Here is a 12,196-nt window from a genome sequence, read left to right on the forward strand (position 1 = left end):
TTTCGCTTGAAACTGTTGCTAAAAAACAACAAAGAAGGCACCCAAAAGGTGCCTTCATAGCTCTCATTATGCGAATCGTTTAGTCTCAGGCCGGGAATTTATTCCCCCTTGGCAAAGAGCGCATTGAGATATCCAGCAAGCCGAATGCCGCCCTTCGAGAGCTGTGATTTTATCAAGGGGGTGTGCTTGTAAACATAGTCATAGCTGAAGATGGCGTTACCCACATTGTAGATGTCGCCGCGCAGCGCAATCAGCTCGTGCACCCAGTCAATCGGCTTGGCTTTTTGCCAATCCGCGATCTCTTCAGCACCGATTTTCGGATCAAGAAACCGTACCCACTCGGTAAAGGAGAGACCCTTATAGTCGATCAGGTCTTCATCCCAGACCTTATGCAGGTTGCTCATTTCCTCGAACCACACCACGTCGATACGGTTACCACCCCAGTCTTCCGCCCGGCCTGCATGAAGCGGTTGGTGCAGATCGCCAACAATATGAATGATAAAGCGAAGCGCCAGCTGCCGGTCAGCAGGTGAAAGTGACGTGTCCTTGACTTGCGCACTATATTTCTCAAGCGCGGTCAACGCGTCGCCCGCCGGATTTTTGGCACTGTCCTCGTAAGTCACGCCATCGGGCAGGTTGATATAATGGTATGGCAGTGATTCCTTACGCCAGAAGGCATCAGGATCTGAGCGCATCTCGTCCGGCCAGTTGGCGGCTTCTGCCATAAACTCGTTCCCCAGCAGTTCTTTCACCGCCGCAGACGCTTCAGGCGTCAGGTGTTTTGATGCCAGTTCGGCAATCACACGGTGACCGGTTGGTCCATAGGCCGAAGCCGTGAAAGAAAGCCCTGCGATCATCGCCAGCCCACAAATCAGTTTACGCCACATACCCCGTGCTCCCCTCGATCAAATATTAGCGTTGTCTCTTAAATCGCGTTTTCGCCATCGTCCAGTGCAGCGATACCCAGATGACTGGCCACACTCTGTCCGATATCTGCGAAACTTTTACGAACGCCTCGGCTGCCCGCCTTGAGCTTGGGCCCATAGGCAACAAAGGGCACGTGCTCGCGCGTGTGGTCACTTCCCGGCCAGGTCGGGTCACAGCCGTGGTCCGCAGTCAGGATGACAATGTCATCGTTCTGCATGCCGCTCAGGAATTCCGGCAGACGCTCGTCAAAATATTCCAGGGCATTGGCGTACCCCGCAACATTGCGGCGGTGGCCAAAGGACTGGTCAAAGTCTACGAAGTTGACAAAGGTCAACGAGCCTTCAGGCGCCGTTTTGAGTTTATCGAGCGACACTTCGAACAGGCCGTCAAGGCCGTTGGCTTTTACCTTTTGTGTCAAACCTTTGTGCGCAAAGATATCAGCGATCTTGCCAACCGAGATAACCTCGCGCCCGGCGTCCTCAAGCTTCTCAAGGAGTGTGGGTTTGTGGGGCGGTGTGGCCAGGTCGCGCCGGTTGCCGGTGCGTTCAAACGTGCCGTCCTCGCCTACAAATGGCCGCGCGATCACCCGGCCGATATTATAGTCGTCCACTAATTCCCGCGCTACCGCACACACCTCATATAGTCGCTCAAGGCCAAAATGTTCCTCATGCGCGGCGATCTGGAACACGCTGTCGGCTGAGGTGTAAACAATAGGCTTACCGGTGCGGATATGCTCATCACCGAGCTCTTCCAAAATCACTGTGCCCGACGCCGCCTTGTTACCCAACACGCCGGGAAGGTCGCAGCGTTCGATCAGTTTATTCAGAAGGTCTTCTGGGAAGCTCGGATACTGTGGGGAGAAATACCCCCAGTCAAATTCCACTGGCGCACCCGCCATCTCCCAATGCCCTGAAGGTGTATCCTTACCAAAGGAGCGTTCCGCGCAAGCAGCATAAAGGCCGGTGATTTCGCCGTCGTATTCCATGCCTTGGGGCTCCCGCCCCGTTGCCAGTTTCGCGGCCTTGCCAAGCCCCAGCCTCGTCATGTTCGGCAGTTTGATGGGGCCGGCGTTTGGTCGCTCAGCCGCCGTATTGCCCTCAGCGCACCAGTCGGCAATATGGCCAAGCGTATCCGCGCCGACATCGCCGAACTTTTCCGCATCGGGCGCTGCACCAATACCAAAACTGTCGAGCACAAGAATAAAAGCACGTGCCATCTTTACTCTCCAATTGTTAGGGCGACGATGGGTTTGCTCTCTGGCGCAACGGGCTTGAGATCAATGGCGGCCCGCACCGACTTGATCGCAGCCTCCGCCGCCGCGTCATCCCTAGCATACACCATCGCAAGCGGCTCGTCGGCTTCGACGCGGTCACCAACCTGACAAACCTCCGTGAGACCAACACCGTGATCAACCTTGGCGGACGGGTCCGTACGCCCGCCACCAAGCGCCACAACCGCCATGCCAATCGCCCGTGTATCCATGCCAGAGATAAAGCCCGCCTTGCCTGCCAGCACCGGCTTCACGACCGGCGCCAGCTTCAGGTAATCATGTTTTTTCTCATAAAGGTCAGCCGGGCCACCTTGCGCCGCTACCATTTTGGCAAAAACCTCAGCGGCCTTACCTTTCATCAGAGCAACCGCCGCCTTGTCACGCGCGACATCAAAATTTGGCTGCGCACCGGACAGCGCCAGCATATGTGCAGCAAGGTCCAGCGTCACGGTCATCAGGCGTTTATCGGCTTGGCGAGGCTCCAGCAGAAAATCGATGGTCTCAAAAATTTCCACCGCGTTCCCCGCAGTGCGGCCCAGGACCTGGTTCATATCGGTCAGAAGCGCTGTGGTCGGTACATCCGCGGCATTCGCCACCCGCACAATGTTGCGCGCCAGCTCTTCCGCCTTTTTATCGCTGTCCATAAAGGCACCACTGCCAAACTTCACGTCCATCACAAGGGCACGAAGACCCGCCGACAGCTTTTTCGACAGGATGGACGCCGTGATCAGCGGGATGCTTTCCACTGTCGCCGTCACATCACGAATGCCATAGAAGCGCTTGTCGGCGGGCGCGAGGTCCCCTGTCTGCCCAATGATCGAACAGCCAACGGTTTTCACGATCTCGGCAAAACGGTCGATGCTCGGATACGGATCATAACCAGGGATAGATTCCAACTTGTCCAGCGTACCGCCAGTGTGCCCGAGGCCCCGCCCGGAAATCATCGGCACAAAACCGCCGCAGGCCGCGACGATCGGCGCCAGCATCAGGCTGACCTTATCCCCCACACCACCGGTGGAATGTTTATCAACAATCGGGGCGTCAGCGGCGAAGCCGTATTTGGACCAGTCGATCACATCCCCGCTATCGCGCATGGCAAGCGTGAGTGCAGCGCCTTCGTCCGGCGTCATACCGTTAAAGAAAATCGTCATCGCCAAGGCTGCGACCTGCCCGTCGGTCACGCTGCCGTCGGTAATGCCCGCCACAAATTTCTGGATATCAGCCGCCTCAATTGTACCGCCATCCCGTTTGGTGCGGATCATTTCCTGCGGCAAAAACACGCCTGCGTCACTCATCACTTTTCCTTTTTATGCCTGATTTCAGGGCAATTTCTCTTGTTTCAGGACAAGTTCTCTGGGCCAAACGAATGCGGCAATAATTCCGCGGTTGTGGTCTCCAGCAGCACGGTGCCGTCCCGGTCAACAATGGTGACCGGTACACCCGCCTTGCCTGCAAATTCCCTGATCTGTTGGCGGCATCCGCCACACGGGGTACACACGTGCTCACCCGGCCCGGCAATAACAATGTGCCTGATGGCCTTGCCCTGCCCCATCATCATGGTGCCAATGGCGTTAGCCTCGGCGCAGAAGCTCAGCGGATACGCTGCATTTTCAACATTGCAACCCGCATAGATATTACCGTCGTCCGCGAGGATCGCTGCCCCCACCGGGTGATTTGAATATTTTGCATACGCACGCCCTCGCGCCGCCACCGCCGCCTCAATCAGCTGTTTCAACTCAATGGCCATCTAATGATCTTTCTCATACGGAATGCCACTCGCCTTCGGCGCATCCATCTTGCCCGCAAAACCAGCAAGGATGATCACCGTGAGCACATAGGGCAACATGATGGTAAACTGCACAGGTATCTCGCCAATGAGCGGCAGGTTTTCACCCTGCAGCCGTCCCTGCAGCGCGTCGACAAAACCAAACAACAGGCACGCCAGCAACGTTGGTACCGGTTTCCAGCGGCCAAAGATCATCGCCGCCAGCGCCAGATAGCCCTTGCCCGCCGACATATCGCGGATGAACGCAGCGCCCATACCAGTCGATAACACAACACCGGAGAGCCCGCACAGCAGGCCACCAATCAGCACCGCTTGGTAACGAAGCTTTGTGACAGAAATACCGGCCGTATCCACCGCTTCGGGGTTTTCACCCACCGCCCGCAAACGTAAGCCGAAGCTGGTGCGGTACACCATCCATGCAACCGCCGGGATGATCAGGACCGTCAGATAGGTCACTAAATTGTGGCCGGAGATAATCTCGGTATAGAGCTGGCCCAGAACAGGTACATCGCTGAGTCTTTCAGCAAACGGTAGGGTGATGGCACTGAAGCGCGCTTCGTCGCCCAAAAGGGGCGTCTGCCCACCCTGATGAAACCAGAAATTCGCCAGCGTGGGCGCAAGCCCCGCCACGGCGATATTGATCGCCATGCCAGAGACAATCTGGTTCCCGCGCTGCGCGATGGACACATAGCCATGAATGAGAGCGAGAAACATGGACGCGAGCACACCTGCGACCATCCCCACCCAAGGGTTGCCAGACACAGCCGCCGCTGCCGCTGCCGCGAACGCCGCCGCCAGCATCTTGCCTTCAAGCCCAATGTCCACAATGCCCGAGCGTTCCGCCACCAGCCCGGCGAGGCCCGCCAGCACAAGCGGCGTCGCGGTCCGAAAGGTTGAATCGATGAGAAGCGTGAGATCAGCGAAAAACTCCATCACGCGGCCTCCCTCGCCCGGAAGCGCATGAACAAACGTTCGATCGGGTCACGGAACAGATGTTCCATGGCGCCGGCAAACAGGATGACAAGCCCCTGAATCATCACGATCAGGTCGCGGGTGATGTTCGGCATTTCAAAGGCCAGTTCCGCCCCGCCCTGATAAAGTGCGCCAAAGAGGATGGCTGCCAGGACAATACCCACCGGATGATTGCGCCCCATAAAGGCGACCGCAATCCCAACAAAACCATACCCCAGCGTGAAATTACCAATCAGGCGAAGCTGTTCACCCAGAATTTCATTGAGCCCCATCATGCCCGCCAGTGCACCAGATAGCATCATGGCAACAATGGTCATGCGCGCCACAGGAATACCAGCGAAACGCGCGGCAGAATGATTTTTGCCCACCACGCGCAGTTCATAACCGAAACGGGTGCGGGTCAGCATGAACCAGACCGCAAAGGTGCAAGCCAGCGCTATAAGGGCAGAGACATTGAGTGGGCTTTGCTCAAACTCCATCCCCATCATGGCAAGCAAGTCATGTGCGTGCACGAGGCCAACACCAGCCGGGAAGTCAGCGCTTTCCGGCATCTGGCCACCGGGGCGTTGCAGTGGCCCCACCAGCAGGTAAGCGAGCAATGCCGAGGCGATAAAGTTGAACATGATGGTGGTGATGACGATATGGCTGCCACGTTTTGCCTGCAGCCATGCTGGAATAAAAGCCCACGCCGCACCAAATACGGCCGCGCCAAGAATGGCCAGTCCAATCGCGAGGAATGGAGACGTGTCCCCGACAAGAAATACCGCCAAGGTCAGGCCAAGGCCGCCCAGCATCGCCTGCCCTTCACCACCGATATTAAACAGCCCGGCATGATAAGCGACCGAGACCGCAAGCCCTGTGAACACAAAATTGGTGGCGTAATAAAAGGTATAACCAATGGCTTCCTGGAAACCGAAGGCGCCATCAACCAGCAGCGACAGCGCGAGAAAGGGGTCTTCGCCCAAGCCCCATATCACAAGGCCTGACACCAGAAATGCCGCCAGCAGGTTCAGCGTTGGCAACAAGCCCGCCTCGGCCCACAGGGGCAACTTTTTGTTCGCGCCCGCCATCAGCCCGCATTCCTTTTTTCGCCTGCCATCATCAGGCCAAGCGTTTGCTCGTCCGAGTCTTCAACCTTGAGCGTCCCCACAATCTCTCCCTCGCACATCACGGCGATACGGTCAGAGATGGCCAGAAGCTCATCAAGGTCAGCAGAGACTACTAGAATAGCCTTGCCCGCGTTCCTCAGCTCGGTGATCTGGTCATGGATTTTGGTGACCGCCCCAATGTCCACACCGCGGGTCGGCTGGCCGATGATCATAAGCTGCGGCGCACGGGAGATCTCGCGCGCGATGACCAGTTTTTGCTGATTGCCGCCCGAGAAGCTTGAAATGGGCAGGTTCGGGTTGCGTGGCCGCACGTCCTGGCTTTCAAAATAACCCGCCGCACGCTTGGCAATTTCCTTCAGCTTCAACAGGCCGCGTCTGGAAAAATCAGCCTCCCGCTGATAGCCAAGGATAGCGTTTTCCCGCGCCGACATGCTTTCGACCACACCGGTCTTGAGCCGGTCTTCCGCCACATGGGCCACGCCCATACGTCGCAAGGTGATCGGGTCTGTTGTTGTTTTTTCGTCCGCGATAACCGCACCGTCGTACCATATGCGGCCACGGGCAAGCCTCCGCAGGCCGGTAATCACTTCCAGCAATTCTGTCTGGCCGTTACCGGCAACGCCGGCAACACCCAACACCTCGCCGTCATGCACCTCAAGGCTGATATCCGTGAGTGCCGTATGGCCGCGGTCGCCACTTGCATACACACCATTGAGCGACAAGCGTACTTTATGCTCGCCTGTTTCTGCGCGTGCAGCTTCACGGGCCACCTTCGCCCCCACCATCAGCTCAGCGAGTTCAGCCGCCGATGTCTCATTCGTCTTGCGAACAGCCACCACCTTGCCGGCGCGCATTACGGTTACGTCATCCGTAACTGCCATAATTTCATTGAGTTTATGGGTGACAAACAGCACGGTTTTACCTTGTGCCTTCAACTGCCGCACGAGACCAAAAAGCTGTTCGGTCTCCTGTGGGGTCAGCACCGCCGTGGGCTCATCCAGGATCAGCGTTTCCGCACCCCGATATAGTGCCTTGAGTATCTCGGCGCGCTGACGCACCCCAACGGACAATCGCTCAACCGGCTCGTCAAAAGGCAGGTCGAAGCCGAACTTTTCCTCAAGCTCCTTGAGGTCTTCGCGCGCCTTTGCTTTTGCAGCGTTCAGGTCTGCGCCGCCCTCAGAGCCAAGGATGATATTCTCAAGAATGGTAAAAGGTTCCACCAACATGAAGTGCTGATGTACCATGCCGATACCCTTACCCATGGCTTCCATCGGATTCTGGAACCGCACGACCTCACCCCGCACCAGAATATCGCCGCCATCAGGGCGGTAAAACCCGAACAGCATCTTCAGCAGCGTGGATTTACCTGCACCGTTTTCGCCCACGATGCCGTGCACCGTGCCCTTGGGTATAATCAGCGAGAGCTCGTCATTGGCCCGTACATCACCAAAATGCTTGGAGAGGCCCCGGGTCTCTATCGCAAATGGCTGATCCATGGACGTGCCTATACCCGGGCTCTAGTGGCTTGAGTTGCTGCCAGCCACATCGCCGACAACAATCTCGCCGCTGATAATCTTGGCGCGTGCTTGTTCAAGCCTGGCCTTCATTTCGTCGGTAAACATGCCCTTGTTATGCTCATCCACCGCATAGTCGACGCCGCCTTCTTCAAGGCCCATCACCCGGTGTCCGGCCTGCCATGAGCCGTCACTCGCTTCTTTCATCGCCATGTAAACCGCGAGGTCTACCCGCTTGAGCATGCTGGTCAGCACAAAACCGGGGGCAACGTGGTTCTGATTGCTGTCCACACCGATAGACAGGTTGCCAGTATCTTTGGCGGCCTGAATGACACCAAGGCCGGATGGACCAGCCGCGGAGAAAATAATATCCGCGCCACGCGCATACTGGCTGCGGGCCATTTCTGACGCCTTGATCGGGTCGTTCCAAGCGCTGGGCGTCGTGCCAACATAGTTCTCGATCAGGGTGATATCGCCGTTCACATATTCGGCACCCTGCTGATAACCGCGTTCGAACCGGCGAATAAGCGGTATGTCCATACCGCCGATGAAGCCGATCTTGTTCGATTCGGTTTTCATCGCGGCAATCATGCCCACAAGGAACGAACCTTCGTTCTCCCTGAAGGTGATGGATTGCACATTCGGCAGCTCGATGATCGCATCGATCACGGTAAATTTCACGTCTGGATACTGGCTCGCCACGTTACGCACCGCGACCGAGTAGCCTACGCCCACGGCAACAATCAGATCTGCCTTGCGGCGGGCAAAACGCTTGAGCGCCTGCTCATACTGTGTCTCGCTTGAGGGCTCAAAGTCGCGATATGATATCCTGGTTTCTGTGGAAAACTTTTCCGCTCCCACATGGGCGGCCTCGTTGAAGGATTTGTCGAATTTGCCGCCAACGTCGTACAGCAGCACTGGCTGGATGTCGGCGGCCAGACCGGCGCTAGAACCGGCAAAAGCGGCAACGATGGCAAAAGCCAGTTTCTTGAGCACAGATGTCCTCCGCGAGATAGTCATTCTATTGTCACTCCAGGGCAGCATAAAATTCAGACGAAATTTGCGTCTGTATTTATGCCTCGATATTGTGGACGGGCGCAAGGGAACCAGAGCGCGGGGGGCTGGTCAACCATTTTTGACGATTTGGTCAAGATTCGTTCGACATTTGGGATAGCTGCCCCTATGAAATGGATATTTCTCCAAGGCGACGGAGTCACAGAATGACCCAAAATGTAACCGTGGTGGACCACCCGCTGGTACAGCACAAGCTCACGCTGATGCGACGCAAGGAAGCAAGCACGGCGGAGTTTCGGAAGCTTTTGCGCGAGATTGGCCTTTTCCTTGGCTATGAGGCACTGCGCGACCTGCCACTTGGCAAAATTCAGATCGAAACACCTGTCTGCACGACGGAAGCCCCTGTTCTTGCGGGCAAGAAGCTGACGTTTATCTCTGTGCTGCGCGCAGGAGACGGCCTCTTGGGTCCGATGCTTGACCTTGTACCGTCAGCGCGTGTGGGGCAAATTGGTTTGGCGCGGGATGAAGAAACGCTTCAACCGACCAAATATTTCTTTAAAGTACCAAACGACCTGCATGATCGGCTGAATGTGGTGCTTGACCCCATGCTCGCCACTGGGCATTCGGCTGTTCGTGCTGTACAGGAAATCAAGGACGCTGGCGCAATTGATGTGCGTTTTGTCTGTCTGCTGGCGGCCCCTGAAGGTATCAAAACCTTCACGGAGGCACACCCGGACGTCCCTGTTGTCACCGGTGCCATCGACGAAAGGCTGAATGAAAAAGCCTATATCGTCCCGGGCCTTGGCGACGCAGGGGACCGACTGTTTGGAACCAAAGGGGCCTAGAGAGTAATATGAGTGTTACAAAAAAATATGTGACCGCACAGGAACTCTTGGACGATTCGTTCGAGCTTGGCATCAAAATCCTCAAAAGCGGCTTCCGGCCCAAGTTCATTGTCGGTGTCTGGCGCGGCGGCACACCAACCGGCATTGCTGTGCAGGAAATCCTCGACTATTATGGTGTACACACCGACCATATCGCGATCCGCACCTCGTCATACATCGGCATGCAACAGCAGAAAGAGGTCAAGGTCCACGGCCTCGAGTATATCATCAACAACATCAACGCTGAGGACAGCCTGTTGATCGTGGATGACGTATTCGACAGTGGCCGCTCAATCGACGCCATCATCAACCATCTGCGCATCAAATGCCGCCGCAATACGCCTGAGATCATCAAGATCGCGACCTGCTTCTACAAGCCGGCGCGTAACGTCACGAGCCTTGAGCCTGACTTTTATTGCCATGAAACAGACGATTGGCTGGTGTTCCCGCATGAGTTGTCGGACATGTCCCGTGAAGAGATCAAGACCCATAAGGGTCTCGACCTTCCTGACATAAAAATCTAGGCAAGGATCAGATCATGAGCTTTGAAAAGGTTCAGGAATGCGCGGCTTTCATCCGCACACGTGTGGACGGTGAGATGCCAAAACTGGCCATGGTGCTGGGCAGTGGGCTCAACAGCCTCGCCGACGCAATGGAAGATGCTACGGTCTTCTCCTATGCTGACCTGCCGGGCTTCCCGAAGCCCACGGTCGAAGGCCATGCGGGCCGCATGCTCATTGGCAAGCTTGAGGGCAAGCCTGTGATCTGCATGCAGGGGCGCGCACACGCCTATGAAGGACATTCGGAAGAGAAACTGGCGTACTCCACCAGAGTTCTCTGGGCGCTCGGTGTGGAAATACTGTTGCTGACAAATGCTGCCGGCAGCCTGCGCGCAGAAGTTGGCCCCGGTAGCCTGATGGCGATTACCGATCACATCAACTTCTCGGGTCTTAACCCGCTCGTGGGGGTGAATGATGACCGTTTTGGCGTGCGCTTCCCGGACGTGACCGAAGCGTGGGACAAAAAGCTGACGAAAAAAATGCACAAATGTGCTGCCAGCCTGAACATCGAACTGCACGACGGCGTGTACCTGATGGCCAAAGGCCCCAATTTCGAAACACCTGCCGAAATCCGCGCCTTCAAGGTAATGGGGGCAGATGCTGTTGGCATGTCTACCGTGCCTGAATGCCTTGTGGCCAAACACTGCGGCATGAAAGTGATTGGCATCAGTTCCATCACCAACCTCGCCGCCGGCATGCAGGCTGAACTGACACACCATGAGACCATGGAATACGGTGCCATCGCCGCCGTGAACCTTGAAAAACTCCTGCGGGCGTTTGTCGAGGAAGTGCTCTGACGAAGGCCTGGATGCTCTACGCCACCGATGTGCGCTCATTCATGTAAATAATACACATTTGAAGTTGTATTCCCCCTGCTTCTACGGCATTTAGGGGAAATTTATTATCCTACCTGCAACCCGTTCGATTGGGGGCTTCATGGCAAATATCTTTGGTGCCGCTGGCGATGACACCATCACCGGGAACGGGGAAGGCACACTATATGGCCTTGATGGAAACGATCTCATAACCGCTACGTTAGACACATCCTCCAGCTATTCCAATTCACTGGAAGGCGGAGCTGGCGACGATTATTTGTGGGGGAAAGCTGGTGACGACACGCTTGCGGGTGGTGCGGGGGCCGACACGATGGACGGCGGTGCGGGCCGTGACATGCTCGACTACACCGGCGCTTCAAGCGCTGTGATGGCCGACCTTTGGCGCGGGCGCGGGCGCGGCGGTGATGCCGACGGCGACCGCTTCTCGGACGTTGAGGATGTCATGGGCACAAGCCACAACGACACGCTGATTGGCGGCGCGGGTGAAAACCGGCTGTTCGGTGGCGACGGCCATGACCTCTTTGGCGGCAGCGCAGACGCCGACCTGATGAATGGTGGTAGTGGACAGGACCGGGTGGATTATGGTGCATCCTCTGCGGCGGTGAATGTCAACCTCGACAGCGAAAGCGGCAGTGGCGGCGATGCCGACGGGGACGTGATTGTGCGTATCGAGGAAGCCGCTGGCTCGGCCTTCGCGGATACGCTCACCGGCAGCGCCGGCCGCAACAAGCTCTTTGGCGCGGGCGGCGATGACCTTCTTTCCGGCCTTGACGGCAATGATGTGCTGATGGGCGACGCGGGTGACGACACGCTCATTGGTGGCGCGGGGCGTGATGTCCTGATCGGCGGTGCTGGCGTCGACCTTGTCTCCTATGCAACCTCTTCGGCGGCGGTGACGGTCAACCTCGCGACCGGCCACGGTGCGGGTGGTGATGCGGCGCGTGATATGTATGACGGGATAGAGCATGTCATCGGCTCCTCGGCAGGCGATACCCTCACCGGTGACACGGCTGACAACCTCCTTGAGGCGGGAGCGGGCGCTGACCTTGTGGCAGGTGGCCTTGGCGCCGATACCATGGATGGTGGCAATGGCCGTGACATGCTGGACTATACCGCCTCAAATACCGGGGTGATGGTCGACCTTGGCCGAGGCTTGGGACGGCGCGGTCACGCCGACGGTGACCGCTTCACGAATTTCGAGGAAGTGGCGGGTTCAAGCCATAATGACACGCTTATCGGCAGCACGGGCGAAGACCGGCTTTATGGCGGCGACGGCCACGACCTTTTCGGCGGCAGCGCAGGCGCTGATCTGTTCAATGGCGGC

Annotated in this window: 12 protein-coding genes; 4 read left to right on the forward strand and 8 right to left on the reverse strand. The window is 57.1% G+C overall.

The features are described from left to right. Positions 1 to 98: 98 nt before the first annotated feature. The 8 genes from OEU85_RS01085 to OEU85_RS01120 are packed head-to-tail and all read right to left on the reverse strand — an operon-like array spanning position 99 to position 8,598. The gene (locus OEU85_RS01085; RefSeq protein ID WP_262689583.1) at positions 99 to 887 is read right to left on the reverse strand and encodes a S1/P1 nuclease; all 789 of its coding nucleotides are present in this window, start codon (positions 885 to 887) and stop codon (positions 99 to 101) included. 38 nt (positions 888 to 925) lie between these two features. Further along, a complete protein-coding gene (locus OEU85_RS01090) occupies positions 926 to 2,143 on the reverse strand; it encodes a phosphopentomutase (protein ID WP_262689584.1) in 1,218 nt (405 codons plus the stop codon). A gap of 2 nt (positions 2,144 to 2,145) precedes the next feature. Further along, positions 2,146 to 3,492: a thymidine phosphorylase gene (deoA, locus tag OEU85_RS01095; RefSeq protein WP_262689585.1), complete on the reverse strand. Its 1,347-nt coding sequence runs from the start codon at positions 3,490 to 3,492 to the stop codon at positions 2,146 to 2,148. A 44-nt stretch (positions 3,493 to 3,536) separates the two neighbouring features. Next, positions 3,537 to 3,944: a cytidine deaminase gene (locus tag OEU85_RS01100; protein WP_262689586.1), complete on the reverse strand. Its 408-nt coding sequence runs from the start codon at positions 3,942 to 3,944 to the stop codon at positions 3,537 to 3,539. After that, positions 3,945 to 4,916, reverse strand: a complete 972-nt coding sequence (locus OEU85_RS01105; RefSeq protein WP_262689595.1) for an ABC transporter permease — start codon at positions 4,914 to 4,916, stop codon at positions 3,945 to 3,947. It abuts the gene before it with no gap. Further along, positions 4,916 to 6,025, reverse strand: coding sequence for an ABC transporter permease (locus OEU85_RS01110; RefSeq protein WP_262689587.1), 1,110 nt, complete (start codon positions 6,023 to 6,025; stop codon positions 4,916 to 4,918). The genes OEU85_RS01105 and OEU85_RS01110 overlap by 1 nt, the downstream gene beginning before the upstream one ends. After that, entirely contained in the window at positions 6,025 to 7,560 is a 1,536-nt protein-coding gene (locus tag OEU85_RS01115; RefSeq protein WP_262689588.1) for an ABC transporter ATP-binding protein, read from the reverse strand. The genes OEU85_RS01110 and OEU85_RS01115 overlap by 1 nt, the downstream gene beginning before the upstream one ends. Positions 7,561 to 7,581: 21 nt before the next feature. Next, positions 7,582 to 8,598, reverse strand: coding sequence for a BMP family lipoprotein (locus tag OEU85_RS01120; protein ID WP_262689589.1), 1,017 nt, complete (start codon positions 8,596 to 8,598; stop codon positions 7,582 to 7,584). Positions 8,599 to 8,798: 200 nt separating this feature from the next. On the opposite strand from OEU85_RS01120, the gene upp reads away from it, so the two are divergent. The 4 genes from upp to OEU85_RS01140 form a co-directional block, all read left to right on the forward strand. Beyond that, positions 8,799 to 9,437 carry a uracil phosphoribosyltransferase gene (gene upp, locus OEU85_RS01125; protein WP_262689590.1) on the forward strand — a complete coding sequence of 213 codons (639 nt, stop codon included), beginning with the start codon at positions 8,799 to 8,801 and terminating at the stop codon, positions 9,435 to 9,437. A gap of 8 nt (positions 9,438 to 9,445) precedes the next feature. Further along, positions 9,446 to 10,000 carry a phosphoribosyltransferase gene (locus tag OEU85_RS01130; RefSeq protein ID WP_262689591.1) on the forward strand — a complete coding sequence of 185 codons (555 nt, stop codon included), beginning with the start codon at positions 9,446 to 9,448 and terminating at the stop codon, positions 9,998 to 10,000. A gap of 14 nt (positions 10,001 to 10,014) precedes the next feature. Next, a complete protein-coding gene (locus OEU85_RS01135; RefSeq protein WP_262689592.1) occupies positions 10,015 to 10,833 on the forward strand; it encodes a purine-nucleoside phosphorylase in 819 nt (272 codons plus the stop codon). A gap of 139 nt (positions 10,834 to 10,972) precedes the next feature. Then, positions 10,973 to 12,196 (forward strand): calcium-binding protein (locus OEU85_RS01140; protein WP_317277406.1); only part of this gene is annotated, 1,224 nt, incomplete at its 3' end.

Source organism: Kordiimonas aestuarii, assembly GCF_025574465.1.
GTDB lineage: Bacteria > Pseudomonadota > Alphaproteobacteria > Sphingomonadales > Kordiimonadaceae > Kordiimonas > Kordiimonas aestuarii.